Consider the following 24,330-nt stretch of genomic DNA (forward strand, 5'->3'; position numbering starts at 1 on the left):
GAACAGAGAAGCCAGGTGAAGGAACAGAGAAGCCAGGTGAAGGAACAGAAAAGCCAGGTGAAGGAACAGAAAAGCCAGGTGAAGGAACAGAGAAGCCAGGTGAAGGAACAGAAAAGCCAGGTGAAGGAACAGAGAAGCCGGGTGAAGGAACAGAAAAACCAGGTGAGGGAGTAGAAAAACCTAATTTACCAGAAAAAGGACAAGGTTCTTCTAATAATCAACAACTTCCAGCTACAGGACACAATACGAATTACGTTCCATTCATCGGTTTTATGCTTCTGTTATTAGGAATACGTTTAAGATTCATGGCTAAAAATAGTTAAAAGATGTATAAAAGGCATCAGAGATATATAATCTCTGATGCCTTTTAAGTGAATACAGATAAAATGAAAATATCTATATGGAATGATAAATATGTTAAGCTTCAATTACGCTAAGCATTCTGTTTATAAATGCAGCTGCGTGTGCACGTTGTGATGGTCCTTTTGGTACGAATTGATTAAATTCATTACCTTTTACAATTCCATATCCATACACTCTTTGTACTTCTTCTTTAGCGTAAATTAAGTTTTGGTCTACGAATGGTAGTTCAACTTGTTTTGCAAAAATACCAGCGTGTTTTAGAGAACGATCGATCATAATAACAGCTTCTTCGCGTGTAATTGTAGTATTTGGATCAAATGTATTATCACCACGTCCGCGGATTATGCCTGCGCTTGCTGCACGATTAATACCGTCTCTTAACGATGGGTGTACTTGTTCTAAGTCTGTGAAATTAGCATTTCCACTTGGTAATTGTAAAGCACGAGTAATTAGTGTAGCAAATTCAGCACGCGTTACAAGACGTTCTGGGAAGTACTTGCCGTTCCCTTCTCCTTGCATAATGCCTCTAGCTGCTAATTGACGAATGTCTTGTTCATACCATCCACCTGTAATGTCATCAGTTACGGGATTTTTTTGGTTTTCCTTATAGTATGTTTCAGTTCCTTTTAAGAAAGCATCCCATTGTCCGCGTTGAATCATAAACGCAGGGCAGTTTTTTCCTGACCAAAATTGATGTTTTTGGACCTTATCTAGAGAAATATTTAAGTCGTTCATTAAATAAGCTGCCAATTTACGGGCATTTTCTACCGCTTTTTCATAGTTTCCATCTTGATTAACGGCAATTTCAATTCCGATAGATTCATAGTTTCCAGTTTTATTTCCAGCATGCCATCCAACTTCATTTACTGGAAGATGTTGATAAATTTCTTTATCATCTACTGTGAAATGCCAAGATGCGGCACGATCAGCTGTTCCGCGTGCTTGATTATCTAAGAATTTTGCATGATTTAGAGCATTGGCACCTTTCGCTGTATTAGCCGTTTCGTGAATCGTAATATATTTAGGCACCATCGGGTAGCCAGGGCGAATATCGTCATTTCCTTTTGGGACAATCATTTCTTTAAATGTAACGCCATAAATATTGTTTGTTTGTAGAGCTTCTGGCGATCTCAATAAACTATTTTTAGCAGTACGACTGTTTTTTAATAATGAAGCTTTTGTACCTTCAAATGTAGCAGAAGGTGCATAAATCCATTTTGTTGTTTCATTTATTTGGACTTTAAACCAATTTCCAGCTTGTTCAGTAGGAGTTATGACTTGTGGCTGTAGTTTCCCTTCTTCTTTAAATGATTGGAACGGAAGGGCATGTATGGAAGCTTCTTCTTTTACGATTAATTTTTGATTAGATAGTTTATGAATCTCTTGAACTTCTAAGCTATTATCATTGTTATCTATCCATCCAGCGCCAGTTGGCGTCGTTATGTAATAAGCATTTCCTTTTTTCTTTGTCGCCGTTACGACTTGTTCTGTAATCTCGATATTCGATTTGTTTTTTAAATCATTCGCGTTATATAATGAATGTTTTTTTGAAGTGTATAGTAGGAATTGACCAGTAACCTCGATATCTTCTTCATGAGTACTATGCTCATTAACATGCTCTTTAATACTTTTAAAAACTTGATCTTCCGTATATACTTCAGCGGATTTTTCAGCCCTCTCTGCAAATGAATAAGTAGGTGCAAGAACAGTTTGTAATGCAAGAGAGAGAGTTAAAACACTATAAAATTTCTTTTTCATATTTTTTTTAACACATTAGATTATGGAATCTAGTGTTAACATTCCTCCTTTTTATATTGTATTTTCACTATGTATCGATTTTAGTACTAATAAATTTTAACAAGAGAAAATGATGATGTCTATATACATGAGCGATATTCATAAAAAGAATTATTTGAAAAAATGTAAGAGAAACAGGTAAAACCTTCTGTATTGACCTGTAAACGCCCTTCAAGTAAACTAAAGAGAGTTTGCAAATGAAAAGGTGATAATGTTGTTAATTTCAATTAAAACGTTACAAGATGATCGTTTTTTACGTCCGCTACAAAATATTGGCGGCTTATTTTTTGAAGATAGTACGATTGGATTTGAACAAGAGGAAGCGAATCTTATCGTTGATATACACATTGAGGATAATGTGAAAGCATCCGCTCGATTAACGGATGTTAGCACAGGAAATGTGTATGAAGAAACATTCTCGAAAGATTTATCTGCTTTCACAGATGAAAAAGAGCGTATGAAGCAAGTGAAGCACGTTGTTTCTTATGTATATCTTTCTGTTCTTCAGCAGTTAACTGGTATTGAACAAAGCTGGGGTATTTTAACGGGAGTACGTCCGACGAAACTTCTTCATAAAATGCTTCAAAATGGTATGTCAAAAGAAGAAGCGCATCAAGAGCTTCGTGAAAGTTATTTAATTCATGAAGAGAAAATTGAACTTCTTCAGCGCATTGTTGATTGCCAATTAGCAGTTGTTCCGGATTTATACCGTTTGAAAGAAGAAGTAAGTATTTATATCGGTATTCCGTTCTGCCCAACGAAATGTGCATATTGTACATTCCCGGCTTATGCGATTAATGGACGCCAAGGCTCTGTTGATTCGTTCTTGGGTGGTTTACATTATGAAGTTCGTGAAATTGGTAAGTTTTTAAAAGAAAAAGGTGTAAAAGTTACGACGATTTATTACGGCGGCGGTACACCTACAAGTATTACAGCAGAAGAGATGGATATGCTGTATGAAGAAATGTATGAAGCATTCCCAGATGTGAAAAATGTGCGTGAAGTAACAGTTGAGGCAGGTCGCCCAGATACGATCACGCCAGCAAAGCTAGAAGTGTTAAATAAATGGAATATTGACCGTATTAGTATTAATCCGCAGTCATACCATCAAGAGACACTAAAAGCAATTGGACGTCATCATACTGTAGAAGAAACAATTGAGAAATACCATTTAGCTCGTGAAATGGGAATGAACAATATTAATATGGACTTAATTATTGGTCTTCCTGGTGAAGGGTTAGATATCTTCAAACATACGTTAGATGAAACAGAAAAGTTAATGCCAGAATCATTAACAGTTCATACGTTATCATTTAAACGTGCTTCTGAAATGACGCAAAACAAACGTAAATATAAAGTAGCAGGTCGCGAAGAAATTACAGCGATGATGCACGAAGCAGAAGAGTGGACGCAAAAGCATAATTACGTACCATATTACCTATATCGTCAAAAGAATATTTTAGGTAACTTAGAGAACGTTGGTTATGCAATGCCGACGCAAGAAAGTATTTACAACATTGTCATTATGGAAGAAGTACAATCAATTATCGGACTTGGTTGTGGTGCATCAAGTAAATTTGTTCATCCGAAGACAGGAGCAATTACGCACTTCGCAAATCCGAAAGATCCAAAATCATATAACGATGGCTTCGTAAAATATACAGAAGATAAACTGAAAATTTTAGAAGAGCTATTTGCATAAGAAGAAAGAGGTTGTTCCGAGTTGGAACAACCTCTTTTTATCCTGCAGTAACGGGCGGTCCGATTATATCTTGTCAGTTTTTGTCGGTAAGTCGATATATTCGAAAAATCGCTGATATAATTCGAGTTGCGCTGATATATTTTGAAAAACGCTGATATATTTCAAGTTACGGTCGATATATCTGGAAAAACGCTGATATAATTTCATTTACCGTTTAGTGGCACCGTATGTAAAACTATGTCGATAATAATCAGAAAAATTAGTCAAATCATTAAAGGACAATGTCTACTTATGGACGAAATGATAGATTTATGAAAGAGAAAAGGGGGAAATTGTTGGCATGTACATGACGATAGGGAGAATTTTTGATTTATCAGTTGGTAAGTATCCGAATAAAGAGGCGTTAGTGGAACCTGAAAAGAATATTCGCTGGACGTATAAACAGTGGGATGAACAAATAAATAAAACGGCGCATGCTCTATTAGAAGAAGGGGTAAGAAAGGGAGATACTGTATCTGTTTACTTATATAATTGCCGTGAATTTGTAAACGTTTACTTAGCCTGTGCGAAAATTGGAGCGATCTTTAACCCGATTAATTTCCGCTTAAAAGCAAAAGAAGTATCTTATATTCTTCAGGACGCATCCTCGAAAGTCGTTGTCTTTGAAAAAGCAGTTGAGTCAACTGTTGCTATAATTGAAAGAGATTTTCCAAATACATCTTTTTGGTCTATAGAAAACGATAAACCTTCCTATGCAAGTTCCTACCATGAAAAAGTGAATGAAGCATCTTCTGAGAAAGTAAATATCGAAATTGATGAAATGGATTATTGTTCAATGCTTTATACGAGCGGTACGACAGGTCATCCGAAAGGCGTATTACATCGTCATCGTGAAATGACTGAGCATAGTATGATTTGTACGTATTTCCTTAAATATAATAGAGATAGTGTAGGGCTTGTTGTGGCGCCTTTATATCACTGTGGTGAATTAAATGCCGGAATCATACCACGCATTCAAGTTGGTGGAAAGAATGTTATTTTGCATCATTTTGATACAGAAACAGTATTACATACGATTCAAGAAGAAAAGATTACGACGTTCTTTGCAGCGCCGACGATGTGGAATATGTTGTTGCAAAAAGATTTAGCTCAGTATGATTTAACTTCGATGAAGATTGGTATATACGGCGGAGCAGCAATGGCACCGGCGTTAGTGAAGGAATGTAAAGAACGCCTTTATATTGATCTTGTTCAAATATACGGAATGACAGAAATGGGACCAGTTGTTGCGTTTCTCGTAGAGGAGGATCAAATTACGAAAGCTGGTTCAGCAGGCACGCCATGCTTTAGCCATGAAGTTCGTATTGTGAAACCGAACGAGGATGAACCGGCAGAACCAGAGGATGTATTACCTCCTTATGAAGTGGGAGAAATTATTTTGCGCGGCCCAACTATGATGGCTGGCTATCATAATCGTGAAGAAGCGAATAAAAAATCGATGTATAAAGGATGGTATCATTCTGGTGATCTAGGCTATTTTGATAAAGACGGTTATTTATTCGTTGCTGATCGCGTTGATGATATGGTAATTAGCGGTGGCGTAAATATTTATCCTCGTGAAATTGAAGATTTCCTTCATAGTCATCCTGGTATATTAGATGTGGCGGTACTTGGTGAGCCAGACGAATTATGGGGAGAGCGTGTTGTGGCAGTTATTGTGAAGAAAGATGAAACAATAACAGAAGCTGATTTAGAAACGTATTGCAAAGAAAGTGATGAACTAGCAGATTATAAACGTCCGCGTCATTATTTATTTGTAGATGAACTCCCTCGTAATGCGAGCGGGAAGTTGCAGAAGTTTGTACTGAGGGAGTCGTTGAAAGGTGCGAAAAAATAGAAAATGAAGGATGCCCCATATCTATGGGGTATCCTTCATTTTTCTATATTAAACAGAAGAAACAATATCTTTGTTAATTCTCATTTCTTCTTGGTGAAGGTTAATTAGCGCATTTGAAATAAGGTGGAAAAACAAAGTGGATGTAATACAAAAAGAAAAGGCACCCTAAGGTGCCTCTCTTCGACTTGAACCATTTCATTTCATACGAATCTATCCGTATTACCATTACCCCTTTGTTATGAGTGTAAACACATACTATAAAGCAGAATCGTCTATATACACTAGATTGTTAGTTCACAAAAGACAAGAGATTTGAGATCAATATTGAAGTGACGCCACATCCCCTATAATAATTGATATGTTACGCCTTTTAAAAGAATCTGCTTTATAGAACGTGCCCACAAGTTATATTTTACTACATGTAATATTCATTTAGTGTATTTTTGATGAATATGTATAATTACATAAACTGTATGAAAAAAAGAGAGTATACTCTGATATTGTGTGATAAAGATAAAGCCCGCCTACGGAATAGGGGGCTTTTCTTACTTTTTATAAATATTTATTCCAATTATATTATCAGATGAGTCTAAACGAATATAAACGAATATAAACGTCATCTGATAAAAGGTGTGCATTATATATTCTTTGTTTATATGTTGATATCTCGAAGCGTTTTCCATTTAATTCACATTCTAGAATAATCATATCGCCATGTTCTTTCCAATTTATTAATTTAGCAGTTGTATTCATATAAACCTCCTCTGAATCATTTTATGAAAATTAGTAGAGATAGTGTGAGAAAGGAGTTTATATAACAAAAAAAGACACCTTAAGTGTCTTCTTTGATTACTATAAAAGTCGTTGAATGAAATAGGTTTCTATTTTTATTTGCGTGAAAAGCCTTCTTCATCAAGGTATTCCGCAGCTTCTGGATAAGAGTTGAATGTACCGTCTAAGTTTACACCAGCGTACACGTTCCACATGTCATCCTCTGAAATAAGAGTAAGAATATGACCATCTTCGTTCTGCCATTCTTCTTCTTTCGCAGGTTCTACAGGTGCTACTACCTCTTCTTGTGATAGAAGGTCAATTGATTTCTCAATTACTGAACGTAACTCCTCTGCTGAAAACTCACGGATGTTAACCATACCTTTATCATCTGTTTTATAACCTTTAATACCGCTTGCATATACAAATCCATTTCCATTTGGGTGTAAATGAAATACAACGTTCTTTTTATCTAAACGACTTTCTTCAAAGTGGAAGTTTACACGTTTTAATGATACGTTCTTTCTTTCTAGTTCTGGGAAAGATTCAATAATCGATAATTTTTCTTCAAAAGTTAGCATAGTGCCTCCAAGTATATAGTAAAAGATTTAATTTGTTCATTATAGCATAGTTGCAATTGTTTCCAAAGATAAGGGGAAAACTTTTCGTTGAATACGTTTACGTCACGAGAATGTAAAAAGTGAGCTAACGAATGTATCTTTTTAGGTGTACAATGGAACATGGACTTTATACAAAGGTGGTTTTTTTATGTTTCAAAAAATAGCAAAGGAATGTTTAGCAGGATTTACTGTTGCGATTGTTGCGTTACCACTTGCGATTGCGTTTGGTATTGCTGCGACAGGAACGTCTGAGGGAGCGCTTGTTGGATTGTATGGTGCAATTTTTGCAGGTTTATTCGCAGCGTTATTTGGCGGGACACCTGGGCAAGTAACAGGGCCAACTGGACCGATTACCGTTATTGCAACAGGAGTTATTGCGACGCACGGGTTAGAGGCAAGTTTTATTGCCTTTATGATGGCAGGATTATTTCAAATTTTATTCGGTGTATGTAAGTTTGGTTCTTACGTTCGATATATTCCGTATCCTGTCGTTTCAGGATTTATGAATGGTATTGCATTAATCATTATTTTAGGCGAAATAAAACACGTACAAAATAGTTTTCTACTTGTTGTGTTAACGATTATTGTAATGATTGTTTCTGGCAAATGGATTAAGGCGATTCCGTCTAGTTTAGTAGCGCTAGTCGGTGTGACAGCTTTGCTTCCTTTATTTTCTTCTCTACTCGAAGGACTTACAGTAAAGTTACCGATTATCGGAAATCTTTCACTAAATAAAGTAATTGAAAAGATTGGAACTATTCCAGAAGCGATACCTACGCTTCATATTCCATCTTTAAGTGGAACAGGAATAGCAGCACTTATTTTACCAGCGCTTAGTATTGCTTTGTTAGGGTCGATTGACTCGTTGTTAACATCGGTCGTAATGGATAATGTGACAGGTACACGTCATAAAAGTAATAAAGAGCTCGTTGGACAAGGTATCGGTAATATGATGAGCGGATTGTTTGGCGGATTAGCAGGTGCAGGTGCGACTGTAAGGTCTATCGTGAATATAAGAAGTGGCGGTAAAACGGCACTTTCGGCATGTATGCATAGTGTTATCTTATTTATTTTTATTATGGGTCTTGGTTCGGTCGTACAATATATTCCACTTGCTGTATTATCAGGGATTTTAATTTTAACTGGTATTGGAATGTTCGATTGGGGAAGCATGAAAAAGATGCATGTCGCTCCTAAAGGTGATGTCGTTGTTATGCTCGTAACGATGATTGTAACGGTGAAGTTCGATTTAATGATTGCTGTTGCCTTTGGTATTATTCTTTCGTTCATCATATATATGGTGAAATGTAAAGAACGTAAAACTTCTATCGTAAAAGAAAAAGAAGAAACGTACACAATTCAAGGGCCGCTCTCTTTCCTATCAGTAGATCGTATTTTCTCTACTTTACAAGATGTGAAGTCACCGGTTGTTTTACGTATGAAAGATGTGCGTTATATGGATGTATCAGGAGCTATGGCATTATTAAATTTTGTTGAGCAATCAAATAAAGTAGGAGCAAGTGTAAAGCTTGAGCAAGTACATCCGAGTATTGAAAAAACAATCACAGTAATGGCAAGCGATGAACAGAAAGAGCAATTGAAAATCTTAAGTGTTTAGATAGTAATTAGAATATCTCACAATTTTACATAAATTATAATGTAGAGTTGTGGGATGTTTTTATAATGTTTTTAGTAATATGTATCGCAGTGACAGTGAGGAAGGGCTCTTTTGGCGTAACAGAAACGCTTATAGTGTGTACATATATAATGGAAGGAATTAGAAAAATATTGTGAAGAGACAGGCTTAAATGGGTTCGCTTTTCTATTTTGAAAAAAAAACCAAGTATTCAACCTATAATAAATTTGTTATGATAACCAATGGGATAAAATGAATCCCTATCGCTTAAAACAATATGTTTGAGAGTATATGTATAAAAGAAAAGAGAAAAAATATGAATAAAACATTTGTAAAAGGAGCAGCAATTTTAACCATTACAACTTTTTTGTCAAAATTGCTTGGTAGTTTTTTTCAAATTCCATTACAAAATATTGCAGGAGATGAAGTGCTCGGTATTTTTCGCCTTGTTTTTCCTGTATATATGATTGCTCTTACATTATCGGTAGCCGGAGTTCCACTTGCAATTTCGAAACTAATTGCAGAGTTGAACGAAAAAAATAAGCAAAAGGAAATTGCGAAATTATTTAAATCAGCGTCAATTATTGGGATAGCATTTGGCGTTTTCGGCTGTTTAGTCATTGTATTATTTTCTATTGAAATTGCGAATATGCTCGGTGGACAAGAAACTAGAATGCCGTTGCTTATTACTTCATTAGCATTACTCATTGCGCCATACATGGCGGTGTATAGAGGGTATTTTCAAGGTTTCGGTGATATGAAACCAACAGGGGTATCACAGGTCATTGAGCAATTTGTACGTGTGTTTTTTATGTTAATAATTGCTTACATACTAGTATCATGGGATAAGAGTAATACTGTTATTACTAGTGGTGCGATGGTTGGCTCTTTTCTTGGAGTCATTAGTTCGCTTATATATTTGCGTATAAAATATAATAGAAGTCCATACTACAATAAAAGCAATTCCTATTCGCTCCGAGATTTAAGAGAAAACGGCAAAAAGATATTGCGGGTATCGATCCCAATCGCTATCGGAGCTTTATCAATGCCACTTTTAAATTTAGTAGACTCGCTTACAATACCGCATGTATTACAAGGATCATCAACAGAAATTCAAGAACAATTTGGAATATACAGTCGCGGTTTTGCATTCACGCAAATAATTGTTATTTTTGCAAGTGCAATTGTATTTCCGTTAATACCACTCTTAACTTCCGCATTGGCCAAAAGAGATATAAATTTGGCGAAAATAACAATTCAAAATACAAATCGACTAGCGCATGTTTTGACAGCACCGTTAACAATATGGTTGATGGCATTAACAGTACCGTTAAATGTCGGATTGTTCACAGATGTAAAAGGCAGTAGTATGTTAACAGTTATGATTGGCAGTTCGTATTTTACTGCGGTTATGGTATTATCGATAGGTATTTTACAGGGCATTAACCGTTCTGCACAAGCTGCATGGATTGTTATTGGTGCGAGTTGTGTGAAAGTCATGTTAAACATTATGTTCGTGCAGAAGTTTGGCATAGATGGAGCGGCGTATAGTACACGTAATTACTTACGTATTGATTTGTATTGTAAATCATTTGTATATTCGAAGCTATATTGCCTATTCTATTCATTTAAAAAGCTTTTTCGGTGTGCTAGCAATAGCATGTATTTTGGGACTAGGATTGTATGAATTATGTAATGTGATAGATGTTACAACTTCAAGAATTATGACGTTATTATTCAGTGGTATAGCATTAAGTATTACAACCATTTTGTATGGTGTATGTGCTTTGAAATTAAAATGGATATCAATAAACAAAATACCATTTTTGAAAAGATAAATATAGAAATTTAATTTTTTATTATAATTCATATGAACTGATAAAGAGGAAACTATGTAGGGTATCAAGTGTTTAGGTAAGGAATGGGTACTAGTTTATGTTAGATGAAATAAACGGTTACCTAGTTTTGGAGGAGATTTAGGGTGCGTTTAGTCTTATCAGGATATTATGGTTTTTATAATGTTGGAGACGAGGCGATTCTACAATCAATTATTGAATCGTTAAGTAAAGAGAACCCGGATATAGAACTAGTAGTACTATCAAATGATTCTAAATATACAAAGGAAATGTATGGTGTAGAATCGGTAGATCGCTGGGATATAAAAGCTGTTTATCATGCGATAAAAAACAGTGATGGAGTTATTAGCGGTGGCGGGAGCCTTCTTCAAGATCAGACAAGTACGAAGAGTATTCTATATTATACGGGTATTATGGGACTCGCTCGATTATTAAAAAAGCCGTATTATATTTATTCACAAGGAATAGGTCCAATTACAAAAGGATATAATCGTCTATTAGTAAAATGGAACTTGTCAAAAGCTTCCTATGTATCAGTTCGAGATGAGGATTCGTTTTTATATTTAAAAGAACTTGGCATAAAAAACGATATTGAAATTGTTCCAGACCCTGTTTTAACATGGAAACGGACAAAACAATCGGATTGGTTGCAAAAGCATTCGATACATGGAAAAGTAATTGCGGTTAGTGTGTGTTATTGGAATGCAAAAGAAGATTATATAAAAAAATTAGCTGCGGCACTAAAAAAATTAAAGCAAGAAGGATACCAAATTCTATTTGTTCCAATGCATGAGCCATTTGATCAAAAAGCTTCGCGTGAAGTAGTAGACTTAATGGGAGAAGAGACGTATATGCTTCCGTATAAAATGGATATCGACGAGAAAATATTCATTTTATCACAATGTTCATTACTAATTGGTATGCGTCTTCATGCACTTGTTTTTTCTGCCGTAGCCAAAACTCCAATGGTCGGGATTTCATACGATCCGAAAATTGATTCGTTTTTAAGTCAAGTGAATCAGCCAGTTATAGGGAGTGTGGATGGTGAATGGAGTGCTGAGTATTTATATGAAATTGCGAAAAAGCAATTAATGCAACAAGGAACTGTGCAGCAAGAGTTACAATTGACAATAGATGAGCTTCGGTTGCAAGGCAAACAGGCAACAAAGAAACTCATTGATCATATGGAAAAAGGCACTTTATTAAAAAAGTAAAGTGTCTTTTATTTTTGTTTTGAATTTAATGAAAATTCTAATTACAAAAACGTTTTATTTTAATTCCTATTTATTATGCTAAAATGATTGCGATTATTATATAATCAAATTTGTGATAATAAATTCGTAGATTACGAGGAGGGTAAACTTGAAGACTTTTTCAAAAGGTATAACAGCAGTGGCATTAACGGGATCATTACTTTTAACTCCTATTTCAAGTTATGCGGCAAATGATGATATTACAGGACATATGTTTGAGACGAATATGCGCTCACTTATTACTAAAGGAGTTTTAATGGGGTATGGAGACAATGTATATGCGCCTGATAAATTAGTAACAAGAGCAGAGTTTGCTACATTCATAGCAAGGGCTTTAAATTTACCGAAAGCTGATTCGAATTTCGAGGATGTGCCGAAGACTTACGGTTTATATGATGGTGTAAGTAGAGCATATGGAGCGAAAATTATTAATGGTCGTACGAACGAGACATTCTCACCAAATGATGTGATTACACGTGAAGAAATGTCGATAATGGTAAAGCGAGCGTTAGACTATAAAAATATTAAAGTAGCTGTAAGTCCGCTTACCTTTACTGATAAAGATAGTATTAACTATAAAGAGCATGTACAAGTTATGGTGGCCACTCAAATTATTAAAGGGTATCCAGAAGATAATACATTTAGACCACATTTATCAGCTACAAGAGGGATGGCTTCAGCTATGTTGGATCGTATGCTTCAGACGATTGAAAAAAACGGAAATAGCAATCCTGTAGAAACTAAGAAATATGTTGTGACAAATGTAAGAGAAAACGGAACAGAGCAAGAAGTAGAGCGCTATAATACGTATAAAGAAGCGGTTACGGCTGCTCAAAATAAAGGTATGAATGCGGTAAAATACGAGAACGAATTTTTATGGATTAAAGATGGTTTTGCAAGTGCGAAAAGAATAACTGGGCAAAACATCATTAATATTTATGATGAGAATTTGTCAACAGTATATACGTATATTCAGTATGGAACAGAATTGAAAGTGTTAGAAGTTGGCGAAGATCGTGTGAAAGTTCAACTTTCTGGTTTAACAGGTTATGTGAAGAAGAATGAAATCACTTTAATTCCTACAAATGAAATGAAACAGTCGTCTTATTATGTGAAATCAGATGGATATTTATACCATAAATATTATACATATAATACAAGTTCACCTGGATATACAGAATTTAGATATGGTGTGGCACCTTCTTTCATGAAGCAAGGACAGCAAATGTATAGTGTAGATGGAAAGACATTTGGAGACGAAACTTTCTATCAATATTTCAATTATTTATCATTACGTTCGAAAACAGATTATACAGCTGAACAACTAGATAGTTATGTGAAATCGATTAAGCCAGACTCTCCATTAATTGGTTTAGGAAAGAAATTTAAAGAAGTAGAAAGCAAGTATAATGTAAATGCACTATTCTTATATTCATTAGCAATTCATGAAAGTTATTATGGAACAAGCGCTCTTGCAAAAGACAAAAATAATTTATTTGGTTTAAAAGCAACAGACGATAGTCCGTATGGTAACGGAGAAGCATTCAATTCAAAAGAAGATTGTATTGAACATGCAGCAAAATTATACATGAATGAAGGATATTTAAATCCAGGACATTGGCGTTATACAGCAACATATACAGGTGATAAAGCTGCTGGTTTAAATGCGAAATATGCATCTGATGCGAACTGGGGTAAAAAAGTAGCGGGGCATATGAACCGTTTTGATTCTTATTTAGGTAAAAAAGAATACAACAAGTACAAACTTGCACGTGTGATGAATAACGTGGAAGTGAAAAAGAATCCTAGTATATCAAATGAGCGACTGTATCGTTTAAATACAAATGTAGTTGTCACAGTTACTGGTGAAGAGATAATAAATGGAAAAGCGTGGGTTAAAGTTATTTCAGATAATCCTACTGTAACAGAAGCGTATATTGCAAAAGAAAGTTTAGAATACGTAAAACATTAATTAAATAAAAAAGAAGGTGCTACTAATATTTCGTAGCACCTTCTTTTTATTCAATTTCAAAATCAACAATGATATAAGCGAGTATAACAACGAAGAAAATACTAACGGATGGCGCTGTTAATACGTGGCCAGACATAAAGCCAATGCCAAGTGATAGAACGAGTGTGCTTGCTAATAGCATATACTTTACGCTCATGATTTTCTTAAAGTTTGTGATCATGCGGATAAATAATTTAATACCAAAGTATAGAAGAGGTATTAAGTAAATAAGGAAACCGACAATTCCAAAGGCGAAAAATAGGTCATGGAAGTCCATTTCAATTAATTTAATTTTATCTGTGTAGTTACCAGCGTAACCCATTCCGAATAGTTTTTGTGAAAGCGGTGCGTCTTTATAGTATTGTTTGTATGTTTTTAAGAATTTGTCGCGATCACTGTAAATTAAACTTTTTACTTCAGAATCTGTAAGTTCACCTTTTGCATGTTTTTTTGCATCTTCTGGATCTGCTTTAATTACTTTTCCTTCTTTTCGATCTTTCTCTTCTTGCACTGATTTTTTGTATTCGTATATTTGCATGTGAATGCCCATATTTTTTGCGATAGGAGTATGCGGTGTAAGAGCGATTAAACCTCCTAGTATAACTGCGACAACAACGGTATTTACAATATGTGTGAATCCTTTTCCTTCTTTTTTACGATTTATCATATATTCAATGAATGAGAAGAAAAGTGCTACGCCTAATGTAATAACAATTGCGCCATATCCGACTTTCGTTCCGACCATAATACTTGCATACATCGCAAGTATTGTTGGAATCCAGTAATATATTTTCGAGAAAGAAGTTGTTTTATGAATCGAATATAAGACAATGATTGGGAACATAATGGCGAAAAGAGAACTTAAATCATTTCCAGCGAAGAACCAACCTCTTGAACCGATTTTTGAGTGAGGATAGCTTGGGAAATCCGTTCCAGTTTGCATTGCGACAATCATTGTAATGCTTAAAATTAAAGTTGCATATAAGAAATATGTAATGATTTTATGAAATACATACTCTTTATTTTTTAGCTCTTTAAAGGCGATAATATATCCAAACAGTAGCACAATTGGATATACGCTCTTTAAGATGAATTTAACTTCTTCTCCAAATGAAACTGGAGATTTAACCATCATATTATTTACAAGACCAATTGCGAGTGCGATTCCGAGTAAGCATAAATAGAGGATGTACTTTTTCGCATCTTGTTGTTTGTGATGAAGAAGTAGGTACCCTAATGCAAGAAGCATAAAGGCGAAACGGACTACAACTCCAACTGTTGCGCTCATGTGTAGTATATAGATTGAAAAAGATGTTAATAAATCTAAAATTGGTTGAAACACAATGAATAGCAATAGGAAATGTGGGAAGTAGTTATCCGTTTGTTTCAACTTATTAACCATATGTTCCTCCAGTTCTTCATTCCTTTATTACAACACCCAAAAGATGGGTATAAAGCCTTTTTTACATAGTAAGGCGAATGAATTTCAATATTTGTTTTTTATCAAACTTAAGAATACACCATTTCATTGTAATGGTAAATAGATGAAAAGCATGGATAAACCGACTTTAATTTCTATATTTTTCAACGGAATTGTATGTTTTATACGGTAAATGTACAAATTGCGAGATTATTAGACAGAAAATTGAGAAAAAAGAAGGATTTTTCAGTGGTTTTCTATAATTATATAAGTATAATCTTTATGGAGAAAAGAGGGGTATATATAATGGAAATAACAAGTAAAACAGAATCTGTCGTTGTGAAATATGAAGGCCACGTTGCAACGGTTATGGTCAATCGCCCAGAGGTGTTAAATGCGTTGGATGAGCCGACCTTAAAAGAGTTATTACAAAAGTTGAAAGAAGTAGCGGAAAGTTCTGCGCATATCGTTGTGTTATGCGGGAACGGCCGTGGTTTTTCTGCGGGTGGGGATATTAAATCGATGCTTTCAAGTAATGATGAAAGTAAGTTTGATGGCATTATGAATACCATTTCTGAAGTTGTCGTGACATTATATACGATGCCAAAGCTTGTTATTAGTGCAATTCATGGACCGACTGCAGGTCTTGGGTTAAGTATTGCGTTAACAGCTGATTATGTAATGGCGGATATATCATCTGTTATTGCAATGAACTTTATTGGAATCGCTTTAATTCCAGATGGAGGCGGTCATTTCTTCCTTCAAAAGCGTGTCGGTGAAAATATGACGAAGCAAATTATTTGGGAAGGTAAGAAGTTATCAGCGACAGAAGCGCTTGATATCGGCTTAATTGATGAAGTAATCGGCGAAGATTTCCAAACGGCTGTGAAACAAAAAATTAATGAATGGTCACAAAAACCGATTAAAGCAATGATTCAAACGAAGCAAATTTTATGTGAAGTAAATCGCTCTAATTTAGAGCAAACATTGCAATTAGAAAAGCGTGGTCAATATGCAATGAGACAAACAGCGGATCATAAAGAAGGAGTTGCTGCGTTTTTAGAGAAACGTTTACCAGCATTTAAAGGGGAATAAAGTTTGTCCATTCCTCACTAATTATTAGCTCGTTAATTCGGGATAAAGGGGAGAAAGTGCTAACACATTTTAGTATAATTGTGTTAGCACTTTTTTTTAGGAGTAATACATGAAGAAAATAATTGGTGTTATCACTATTATTCTGCTTACATATTCTGTTTTGCATAGTACACCATCTTTGGCAGTTCGGACTGCGTTATTTTTTGAGGGACATCCAAGTGTTGCATTTTCTGACGGGGTGACGAAAGAAAAAGATGTGAAAAAAGAAGCGATTCCAGATGAGTACCAAACTCTATATGGTAAGGAAGAAAACTTAGAGCACTATTTCTTTCCGCATGTAAGAGCACATGGATCAGGAATTGATATGTTAAGTGCGTGCGTGAAGAAAAAATGGTTTTTCTATAAAGCAGAGCTCGGATGTTATTAAATATAGGAGGATGAATGATGTCAGCATATAACAAGTTAGTAAGAGATCGTGTTCCAGAGAAGATTTTAATGTCTGGAAAAACATATACAGCACAAAAATTAACAGGTCAAGCATACATACAAGCTTTAGCGAAAATTGGAACGGAAGAAATTCGTGAATTTGCTTCTATGAAAGAACGAGAACATGCGCTAGATTCTCTTGCGGATGCGCTAGAAGTTATCATCTCATTAGCACGTGCAGAAGGTGCATCGATTGAAGATGTAGAACGCCTTCGTAAGCAAAAAGAGATAGAGCGCGGTGGATTTGAAAGAGGGATTTATTTATTAGACGTTTCAGAAGAATAGTTTTATAGGAAAAGCATAGCGTTACTGAGTAACGCTATGCTTTCTTGTTGCAATGAAGCTAATAATGAAGAAGATAGCTGTTAATATCCAGCCGATTGTAATAGAAGTAGTAGTATGAATGGCATAAGAGATTTGTAAACAAAATAATGATGCTAAAAACCAAATGAGTGCAATGTGTATATATTTTTTTGATATATTCATATTTCAAGGCTCCTTTTGTATACTAAAAAGAATTTTACTACAATTTAGAAAATTAGGCCATATAAGTAGAGGTTTTCTGGCGAATTTTGTCTACTGAATAGTAGAGAAAATGAGGAGGAAACGACAATGGCACACCATACGAAAGAAACGATGGAACTGATTAAGGAGCTTGTCTCTATTCCAAGTCCATCTGGAAATACAGCAAAAATTATTAATTTCATTGAAAACTATGTCAGTGAGTGGAACGTAGAAACGAAACGTAATAATAAGGGAGCTCTTATTTTAACGGTAAAAGGGAAGAATGATGCGCAGCACCGCTTATTAACGGCACACGTTGATACGTTAGGTGCGATGGTGAAAGAAATTAAGCCTGATGGTCGCCTGAGTCTTTCTATGATTGGTGGATTTCGCTGGAACTCTGTAGAAGGGGAATATTGCGAAATTGAAACATCAAGTGGCAAGACATATACAGGAACGATTTTAATGCATCAAACATCTGTACATGTATATAAAGATGCAGGTGAAGCAAAACGCAATGAGAAAAATATTGAAGTTCGTATTGATGAGCGCGTATTTTCAACTGATGAAGTACGCGAATTAGGAATTGAAGTAGGAGACTTCGTTTCATTTGATCCGCGCGTTCAAATTACAGAGAGTGGATACATAAAATCACGTCATTTAGATGACAAAGTAAGTGTTGCAATTTTATTAAAATTAATTAAAAGATTACAAGATGAAAACGTAACATTACCATATACGACGCATTTCTTAATTTCTAATAATGAAGAGATTGGATACGGTGGTAACTCTAACATTCCAGAAGAAACTGTTGAATACTTAGCAGTTGATATGGGAGCGTTAGGTGATGGACAAGCATCTGATGAATATACAGTATCTATTTGTGCAAAAGACTCTAGCGGCCCGTATCATTATGCACTGCGCAAACATTTAGTAGAGCTTGCGAAAACGAATCATATTGAATATAAAGTAGATATTTATCCGTACTACGGATCTGATGCATCAGCTGCGATTCGCGCGGGATTTGATGTGAAACATGCGTTAATTGGAGCGGGTATTGATTCTTCCCACGCATTTGAACGTACGCATGAAAGTTCTATTGCGCATACAGAAGCATTAGTGTATGCATATGTAATGTCTAATTTAATTGAAGAATAATTTCATAGATAATAGAGAGCTGATTAAAGATATTATTTTTAATCAGCTTTTTATTTGGCAAAGCGATTAGGAGACATGTCCTAATCGCTTTTTTATCCCGCTATTTGCCGGGCAGTAAGACTCCTACCTCAAAATTCAGCGAAAGCAAAAAAGTTAGATGGGGGCGGGCTGCCCGTAAAAGCCCGATTGGTGAGGGCTGATTAAAGTTTTTTATATACATTCATTATAAGTTATATATATGCGATTTTTGTTATACGGCCGGAAACGTATTTACTATAGATATATAATGCTATACACTATGAAAGGAATTAATTAATAGTTAATATTTTTTAGTTAGCTTGATTAAAAAAATGAATGAATATGAAGTTTTGAGAGGAGATTTATTTTTCATGAAGTACAAAGCAATAGCCGCAGGTTTATTAGCAGCAAATTTACTAGCACATCCAATTAGTAGTTTAGCAGAAACGAAGAAATTTCCTGATGTTTCAGATAGTGCGTGGTCAAAAGACGCAATTTATTATTTAGTAGAGAGAAATGTAATTAACGGTATGCCAGATGGTAACTTTATGCCATACGGAAATTTAACACGCGCTCAGGCAGCAAAGATTATCGCAACAGCAATTGGTGCTAAAATAGATCCAAATGCAAAGCCGTCTTATAATGATGCAAAAAATAGTTGGGCAGCTTCATTTATTGCAGCCATGGAAAAAGAGAATATTATTAAAGGGCGAGAACCAGGAGTATTTGATCCTGAAGGAAAAGTAACTCGTGCTGAAATGGCAGCTATGCTTGTAAGAGCATATAATCTGAAAAGCAAAGTAACAGGACCAGTTCCTACAAAATTTGCTGATTTAGAGAATCATTGGGGTAAAGAAGAAGTTAATATTTTAGTAGAATTAAAACTTTCTTTAGGTACAGAGGATGGCTGGAAACCGAATGATTCTATTACGCGTGAACAAGCAGCTCAACTTACTGCGCAAACAGATAAATTTAGCAAGAATAGTGATCGTCCAGTAGAAACAAAGAAAATGTACATAGATAGAAAATTCATTACATATCACGCACCATCATTAAGTTCTGGGATTAGTGCAAATCAGCATAATCCACAAATGGTTGAAATTAAAGAAGAGCGAGATGGATGGATCAAAATTGCAACAAGTAAAGGTGATAAATGGACACCTTTAGTAGAGAAAACAGAAGTTATTAATGAAGGATTCACTACTTATGCAGAAGCTTCTTCTTCTTCAAAAGTAATGGGAACACATAACGCACAGCAAGTAACTGTTATTGAAGAGAACGGCAGCTGGATTCGTATCCGCATGGGCGCTGGTTTCCAATGGGTTAATAAAAATCAATTAAATCCAGTGAAGCAAGGTAACTTCTTAGAGGGCAAAGCGATTATCATTGATCCAGGTCATGGTGGAGTTGATTCAGGTAATCCAGGTTATTATGAGAAAGAAAGTGAAACTGTATTAGATGTATCACTACGATTACAGAAGATATTTGAGAAAAAGACACCATTTACTGTGTTATTCACTCGTACAGATGATACACGTCCAGGAACAAGTGCTTCTGATTCTTTAAAGAAACGTGTAGAATTTGCTCAAAAAAATAATGGGGATATTTTTGTAAGTATCCATGGTAATGGTACGGAAAGTAAAAATGGGCAAGGTACAGAAACGTTTTACTATGAATCAGCGACAGCAAGAGGAACAAATCCTAACGTATCAGAAAGTCGTTTACTAGCAGAAAAAATTCAAGAGCGTCTTGTAGATGCACTGGGAACAAAAGATCGTGGTGTGAAAAAAGGCGATTTATACGTAATTAGAGAAAATACAATGCCAGCTGTATTAGCAGAATTAGCATTTGTAGATAATAAAAGTGATGCAGATAAAATAGCTACACCAGCGCAGAGACAAAGTGCAGCGGAAGCAATTTATCAAGGTATTTTAGATTACTATGAAGAAATGGGTAACAACGTGTCTTCTTTCCGTTAATAAATAATAAGAGATTGCCATTGGCAGTCTCTTTTATTTATTAACGTTTCTCTTTATTTCCGGCATATGATATCATTTAATTTTATATACAAAAGAAAAGTATTTGAGTAATTGTAATCAGAACAATTTTAAACGATAGAGGATGATAATAGATTGAATAATCATAGTAAAACACCTGCCTGTATATATACGTATGCATTTCGTGAGGAGGAGCGTGCTTTATGTTACTTGGAAATGCGCTCGTTCTTTGGAATGGAGTCCCACGTTAATATTTTAAAAAGTGATGTCAAAATTGACCCGAGTAGAAGTGCGTTTATAAAAGAGCGCGTTGAGGTTATGTATGAAGGGGACGACTTAGAAAGTATCTTAAAACAAGTGGAACAAATTGATTTGGCGGGAGCGACATTTAAAGTTATCTTCGTTAAAATCAATGACCTCGTTGGAGAGAATAAAATTGAATATGGAGAAAGACGTCTTATTGAACGAGACCTCGGCATGCATATTGAAGGAGAAGCGGATGTTCGTAATCCAGAGCGTGTATTCGGGATTGTTCCTCTTGGAGGACGCTGGTACTTCGGGCACTATGTAGAAAGCGAACCCGTTTGGTATCATCACATAAAAAAACCGCATAGTTATTCGACATCTCTTAGCACACGTGTTGCGAGATCAGTTGCAAATATCGCTGTGCCAAATCCAGAGGGAGTACGAGCAATTGACCCGTGCTGCGGTATTGGAACAGTAGTAGTAGAAGCACTTTCTATGGGGATTAACATCGTTGGTAGAGATATAAATCCACTTGTAGTTCTTGGAACGAGAAAAAATATCGCGCATTTCGGATTTGAAGGAACAGTAACAAAAGGTCCAATCGAGGAAATTACTGAGAACTACGACGTTGCCATTATCGATATGCCGTACGACCTATTTACGCACGCCACACCAGAAGATCAACTATCAATTCTCTCAAGTGCACGCCGCATCGCGAAAAAAGTAGTCGTTGTCACGATGGAAACAATGGACGACATGATCCATGAAGCAGGATTTGAAATTACAGATCGCTGTATTACAAGAAAAGGGTCATTTACTAGACAGATTCTTGTTTGTGAATAAGAAAGAAAGGTCACCCGTTTGGATGACCTTTTTTGTTTGTATTGATGTGTAATTGGTTGGTGGTTTAGGTAGATGAATTAGCGAAATTTGTCGGTAAGTCGATATTGCATGTCGAATCGCCGATAAATTTAAAAAATCGCTGATATATTGTGTTGAATCGCTGATAAATTTAAAAAATCGCTGATATATTCCGAGAATCGCCGATATCGTTACATTAGAATGTTACTGTTCTTTTAATTTCTCTTGTTGTGCAAGTAGTAAATTGCGCAAGATGTGTCCGCGGTAACTTTCTAGTTTTCGTCCTTCATGATAGCGTACGCCTAATTTTTTTAGTTCAGCTACGTACCAGCCCTTTGTTCCGTAATACATGGGATCACTTCCTTTTTGCTTTTGAACAGTATATGTTGGGGGTGGAAGTAACTTTCCAGTGAAAATAATAAGAATGGTTGTATCAAGGGGCTCCATAACATAGCCTCTGGACAGTGTATAAAAAAATAGACAGTAATGTATACTTTTTTAAACAATGTATACAAATTTATACCCTATGCGTTGGCATGATATTTGCAATGAAAAGAGTATCAACATATAGGGGAGAGATAGAAATGAAGGTTAGTAAAGTGTACACGACAATTGATGCTCACGTAGCTGGGGAACTGCTTCGAATTATTACGGGCGGAGTGCCAGAAATAAAAGGAGAAACGCAGCTGGAAAGACGCGTCTACTGCATGGAACATTTGGACCACCTTCGTGAGGTTCTTATGTATGAACCGAGGGGGCATCACGGGATGTATGGTTGTATTATTACCCCGCCTGCAAGTGCTCACGCTGATTTTGGCGTATTATTTATGCACAATGAAGGCTGGAGTACGATGTGTGGGCACGGTATTATCGCTGTTATTACAGTTGGAATTGAAACGGGTATGTTTGAAGTAAAGGGGGAAAAACAAAAGTTTATTATTGATAGCCCGGCTGGGGAAGTCATTGCGTATGCAAAATATAACGGGAGCGAAGTAGAGTCCGTATCATTTGAAAATGTTCCTTCATTTGTATACAAAAAAGACGTTCCTATTAAAATAGATAACTATGAATTTCAAGTAGATATCGCGTTTGGCGGAGCTTTTTATGCGGTAGTAGACTGTAAAGAATTTGGCTTGAAAGTCGATTTCAAAGACTTATCTGCTATTCAAGCGTGGGGCGGTAAAATTAAGCACTACATCGAGAGCAAAATGGAAGTGAAGCATCCACTTGAAGAAGGATTAAAAGGGATATACGGCGTTATTTTTTCAGATGAACCGAAAGGGGAAGACGCAACTTTACGAAATGTAACAATCTTTGCTGATGGGCAAGTAGACCGTTCTCCTTGCGGTACAGGAACTTCTGCGAGAATCGCAACTCTTTTTGAAAAAGATGCTTTACAAAAGGGAGAAATTTTCGTCCATGAATGCATTACTGACGGGAAATTCGAGGGGGAAGTATTGTCGGTAACCGCAGTAGATACATATGAAGCTGTCGTTCCAAAAGTAACGGGGCATGCCTTTATTACAGGATTTCATCAGTTCGTTGTAGACCCGAGAGATGATTTGAACCGTGGATTTTTGTTAGGATAGAAGGAGGGGGTGGAAAGATATGCTAGTCATAAGTGCGAACGAACAAAGAAACTTAGTAAATATGAATGAAGTTATTGAATACGCGGCGCTTGCTTTAAAAGAATTTTCCGCAGAAAGAACAATCACGCCAATTCGAGGTTCATTACCATTTGCGAACGAGAAAAATACGGCATTAATTATGCCTTCAGTAGCGGAAGGGCTTGAGGCACTTGGCTTAAAAGTAGTAACAGTAGTCCCCGAGAACAAAAAGGTAGGAAAGAAAACGATCAACGGGATTGTGATGCTATCAGACTTTCAAACGGGAGAACCGCTCGCACTTTTAGAAGGATCGTACTTAACGATGATTCGAACAGGCGCCTTATCAGGAGTAGCGACAAAATATTTAGCTCGTCATAACGCAAAAACTTTATGTATCATCGGGACGGGTGAACAGGCGAAGGGAATTGCTGAAGCTGTATTTGCGGTAAGAGCTATCGAAAAAGTCATTTTATACAATCGAACAGAAGAAAAGGCGTATGTATTTGCGGAGTATATACAAGAGAGATTCAACAAACCTGCATATGTTCACACAAATGCAAATGAAGCAATAAGCGAAGCAGACATCATCGTCACAACTACGAACGCATCCACACCAGTCTTCTCAGAAAAACTACAAAAAGGCGTCCACGTAAACGCCGTCGGCTCATTCAAACCGGGCATGCAAGAACTACCCTCACATGCCATAGCTAAAGCAAACAAAGTAGTAGTCGAATCAAAAGAAGCAGCACTAGACGAAACAGGAGACCTTCAAGTTCCAATAAAAGAAGGGCTATTCAAAGCAAACGCCATTCACGCTGAACTTGGTCAAATCATAAGCGGAGAAAAAGCCGGACGCGAAAATGATGAAGAGATTACTGTTTTTAAATCGGTTGGTTTGGCAGTAGTAGATATTATTGTTGCGAAGTATTTGTATGAGAGAGCGGTGGAGCAAGGAGTAGGGAATAAGATTGAGTTTTGAGGGACTGCCTTTTGGTGGTCTTTTTTGTCAGGATGGGTGTGCTAGTATTTATA

At 36.0% G+C, this 24,330-nt stretch carries 19 protein-coding genes and 2 pseudogenes; 15 read left to right on the top strand and 6 right to left on the bottom strand.

Annotated features, from left to right (window positions below):
- The coding region (locus MR169_RS22750) for an LPXTG cell wall anchor domain-containing protein (RefSeq protein ID WP_242320078.1) at positions 1 to 323 on the top strand (323 nt) is incomplete at its 5' end.
- A 94-nt stretch (positions 324 to 417) separates the two neighbouring features.
- Here the strand turns inward: MR169_RS22750 and MR169_RS22755 are convergent.
- Positions 418 to 2,121 (bottom strand): S-layer homology domain-containing protein, encoded by a 1,704-nt coding sequence (locus tag MR169_RS22755; protein WP_242320079.1) that lies wholly within the window; start codon positions 2,119 to 2,121, stop codon positions 418 to 420.
- A gap of 250 nt (positions 2,122 to 2,371) precedes the next feature.
- On the opposite strand from MR169_RS22755, the gene MR169_RS22760 reads away from it, so the two are divergent.
- Positions 2,372 to 3,862: a coproporphyrinogen III oxidase gene (locus tag MR169_RS22760; protein ID WP_001999181.1), complete on the top strand. Its 1,491-nt coding sequence runs from the start codon at positions 2,372 to 2,374 to the stop codon at positions 3,860 to 3,862.
- A 340-nt stretch (positions 3,863 to 4,202) separates the two neighbouring features.
- A complete protein-coding gene (locus MR169_RS22765; protein WP_000282002.1) occupies positions 4,203 to 5,759 on the top strand; it encodes a fatty acid--CoA ligase in 1,557 nt (518 codons plus the stop codon).
- Positions 5,760 to 6,304: 545 nt separating this feature from the next.
- Here MR169_RS22765 and MR169_RS22770 read toward each other — a convergent pair.
- Positions 6,305 to 6,512, bottom strand: a pseudogene (locus MR169_RS22770) (hypothetical protein).
- A 134-nt stretch (positions 6,513 to 6,646) separates the two neighbouring features.
- Positions 6,647 to 7,111: a hypothetical protein gene (locus tag MR169_RS22775; RefSeq protein ID WP_000954998.1), complete on the bottom strand. Its 465-nt coding sequence runs from the start codon at positions 7,109 to 7,111 to the stop codon at positions 6,647 to 6,649.
- A gap of 187 nt (positions 7,112 to 7,298) precedes the next feature.
- Between MR169_RS22775 and MR169_RS22780 the strand changes: the two genes are divergently transcribed.
- The 4 genes and pseudogenes from MR169_RS22780 to MR169_RS22795 all read left to right on the top strand — a co-directional run bounded on the left by MR169_RS22780 (position 7,299) and on the right by MR169_RS22795 (position 13,867).
- Positions 7,299 to 8,768 (top strand): SulP family inorganic anion transporter, encoded by a 1,470-nt coding sequence (locus MR169_RS22780; RefSeq protein ID WP_242320080.1) that lies wholly within the window; start codon positions 7,299 to 7,301, stop codon positions 8,766 to 8,768.
- Positions 8,769 to 9,102: 334 nt separating this feature from the next.
- Positions 9,103 to 10,624 (top strand): annotated as a pseudogene (locus MR169_RS22785) (putative polysaccharide biosynthesis protein).
- Between the two features lie 143 nt (positions 10,625 to 10,767).
- Positions 10,768 to 11,856, top strand: a complete 1,089-nt coding sequence (csaB, locus tag MR169_RS22790; RefSeq protein ID WP_242320081.1) for a polysaccharide pyruvyl transferase CsaB — start codon at positions 10,768 to 10,770, stop codon at positions 11,854 to 11,856.
- A gap of 148 nt (positions 11,857 to 12,004) precedes the next feature.
- The gene (locus tag MR169_RS22795; RefSeq protein WP_000847506.1) at positions 12,005 to 13,867 is read left to right on the top strand and encodes an S-layer homology domain-containing protein; all 1,863 of its coding nucleotides are present in this window, start codon (positions 12,005 to 12,007) and stop codon (positions 13,865 to 13,867) included.
- A gap of 46 nt (positions 13,868 to 13,913) precedes the next feature.
- Here the strand turns inward: MR169_RS22795 and MR169_RS22800 are convergent, their stop codons facing one another.
- The gene (locus tag MR169_RS22800) at positions 13,914 to 15,308 is read right to left on the bottom strand and encodes an O-antigen ligase family protein (RefSeq protein ID WP_000247536.1); all 1,395 of its coding nucleotides are present in this window, start codon (positions 15,306 to 15,308) and stop codon (positions 13,914 to 13,916) included.
- 300 nt (positions 15,309 to 15,608) lie between these two features.
- Here MR169_RS22800 and MR169_RS22805 point away from each other — a divergent pair, with 300 nt between their 5' ends.
- From MR169_RS22805 to MR169_RS22815, 3 genes are all read left to right on the top strand, one after another.
- Positions 15,609 to 16,421, top strand: coding sequence for an enoyl-CoA hydratase (locus MR169_RS22805; protein WP_242320082.1), 813 nt, complete (start codon positions 15,609 to 15,611; stop codon positions 16,419 to 16,421).
- A gap of 109 nt (positions 16,422 to 16,530) precedes the next feature.
- On the top strand, positions 16,531 to 16,848 hold the full coding sequence (locus MR169_RS22810; protein WP_086424015.1) for a hypothetical protein: 318 nt from the start codon (positions 16,531 to 16,533) through the stop codon (positions 16,846 to 16,848).
- Between the two features lie 17 nt (positions 16,849 to 16,865).
- A complete protein-coding gene (locus tag MR169_RS22815; RefSeq protein WP_001277350.1) occupies positions 16,866 to 17,192 on the top strand; it encodes a nucleoside triphosphate pyrophosphohydrolase in 327 nt (108 codons plus the stop codon).
- A 21-nt stretch (positions 17,193 to 17,213) separates the two neighbouring features.
- Here the strand turns inward: MR169_RS22815 and MR169_RS22820 are convergent, their stop codons facing one another.
- Positions 17,214 to 17,393 carry a hypothetical protein gene (locus MR169_RS22820; protein WP_001027085.1) on the bottom strand — a complete coding sequence of 60 codons (180 nt, stop codon included), beginning with the start codon at positions 17,391 to 17,393 and terminating at the stop codon, positions 17,214 to 17,216.
- Positions 17,394 to 17,519: 126 nt separating this feature from the next.
- Between MR169_RS22820 and MR169_RS22825 the strand changes: the two genes are divergently transcribed.
- The 3 genes from MR169_RS22825 (at position 17,520) to MR169_RS22835 (ending at position 21,673) form a co-directional block, all read left to right on the top strand.
- The gene (locus tag MR169_RS22825) at positions 17,520 to 18,569 is read left to right on the top strand and encodes a M42 family metallopeptidase (protein ID WP_242320083.1); all 1,050 of its coding nucleotides are present in this window, start codon (positions 17,520 to 17,522) and stop codon (positions 18,567 to 18,569) included.
- A 389-nt stretch (positions 18,570 to 18,958) separates the two neighbouring features.
- Positions 18,959 to 20,566 carry an N-acetylmuramoyl-L-alanine amidase gene (locus tag MR169_RS22830; protein WP_000875324.1) on the top strand — a complete coding sequence of 536 codons (1,608 nt, stop codon included), beginning with the start codon at positions 18,959 to 18,961 and terminating at the stop codon, positions 20,564 to 20,566.
- Positions 20,567 to 20,719: 153 nt separating this feature from the next.
- Entirely contained in the window at positions 20,720 to 21,673 is a 954-nt protein-coding gene (locus tag MR169_RS22835) for a TRM11 family SAM-dependent methyltransferase (RefSeq protein WP_001059316.1), read from the top strand.
- Positions 21,674 to 21,895: 222 nt separating this feature from the next.
- Here MR169_RS22835 and MR169_RS22840 read toward each other — a convergent pair whose 3' ends face one another.
- Positions 21,896 to 22,138 (bottom strand): YflJ family protein, encoded by a 243-nt coding sequence (locus MR169_RS22840; protein WP_103572747.1) that lies wholly within the window; start codon positions 22,136 to 22,138, stop codon positions 21,896 to 21,898.
- Between the two features lie 137 nt (positions 22,139 to 22,275).
- Here MR169_RS22840 and MR169_RS22845 point away from each other — a divergent pair, with 137 nt between their 5' ends.
- Positions 22,276 to 23,280: a proline racemase family protein gene (locus MR169_RS22845; protein WP_242320084.1), complete on the top strand. Its 1,005-nt coding sequence runs from the start codon at positions 22,276 to 22,278 to the stop codon at positions 23,278 to 23,280.
- Between the two features lie 19 nt (positions 23,281 to 23,299).
- Positions 23,300 to 24,277 carry an ornithine cyclodeaminase family protein gene (locus tag MR169_RS22850; protein ID WP_086424018.1) on the top strand — a complete coding sequence of 326 codons (978 nt, stop codon included), beginning with the start codon at positions 23,300 to 23,302 and terminating at the stop codon, positions 24,275 to 24,277.
- The last annotated feature ends 53 nt before the right edge of the window (positions 24,278 to 24,330 follow it).

The organism is Bacillus cereus group sp. BfR-BA-01349, from assembly GCF_022663795.1.
Taxonomy (GTDB): Bacteria; Bacillota; Bacilli; order Bacillales; family Bacillaceae_G; genus Bacillus_A; species Bacillus_A cereus.

Coding starts and splice junctions, on each gene's coding strand:
- MR169_RS22840 (WP_103572747.1), bottom strand. CDS start 22,138: ATGGAGCCCCTTGATACAACCATTCTTATTATTTTCACTGGAAAGTTA.
- MR169_RS22815 (WP_001277350.1), top strand. CDS start 16,866: ATGTCAGCATATAACAAGTTAGTAAGAGATCGTGTTCCAGAGAAGATT.
- MR169_RS22810 (WP_086424015.1), top strand. CDS start 16,531: ATGAAGAAAATAATTGGTGTTATCACTATTATTCTGCTTACATATTCT.
- MR169_RS22775 (WP_000954998.1), bottom strand. CDS start 7,111: ATGCTAACTTTTGAAGAAAAATTATCGATTATTGAATCTTTCCCAGAA.
- MR169_RS22850 (WP_086424018.1), top strand. CDS start 23,300: ATGCTAGTCATAAGTGCGAACGAACAAAGAAACTTAGTAAATATGAAT.
- MR169_RS22825 (WP_242320083.1), top strand. CDS start 17,520: ATGGCACACCATACGAAAGAAACGATGGAACTGATTAAGGAGCTTGTC.
- MR169_RS22755 (WP_242320079.1), bottom strand. CDS start 2,121: ATGAAAAAGAAATTTTATAGTGTTTTAACTCTCTCTCTTGCATTACAA.
- MR169_RS22830 (WP_000875324.1), top strand. CDS start 18,959: ATGAAGTACAAAGCAATAGCCGCAGGTTTATTAGCAGCAAATTTACTA.
- MR169_RS22800 (WP_000247536.1), bottom strand. CDS start 15,308: ATGGTTAATAAGTTGAAACAAACGGATAACTACTTCCCACATTTCCTA.
- MR169_RS22845 (WP_242320084.1), top strand. CDS start 22,276: ATGAAGGTTAGTAAAGTGTACACGACAATTGATGCTCACGTAGCTGGG.
- MR169_RS22780 (WP_242320080.1), top strand. CDS start 7,299: ATGTTTCAAAAAATAGCAAAGGAATGTTTAGCAGGATTTACTGTTGCG.
- MR169_RS22760 (WP_001999181.1), top strand. CDS start 2,372: ATGTTGTTAATTTCAATTAAAACGTTACAAGATGATCGTTTTTTACGT.
- MR169_RS22805 (WP_242320082.1), top strand. CDS start 15,609: ATGGAGAAAAGAGGGGTATATATAATGGAAATAACAAGTAAAACAGAA.
- MR169_RS22820 (WP_001027085.1), bottom strand. CDS start 17,393: ATGAATATATCAAAAAAATATATACACATTGCACTCATTTGGTTTTTA.
- MR169_RS22765 (WP_000282002.1), top strand. CDS start 4,203: ATGTACATGACGATAGGGAGAATTTTTGATTTATCAGTTGGTAAGTAT.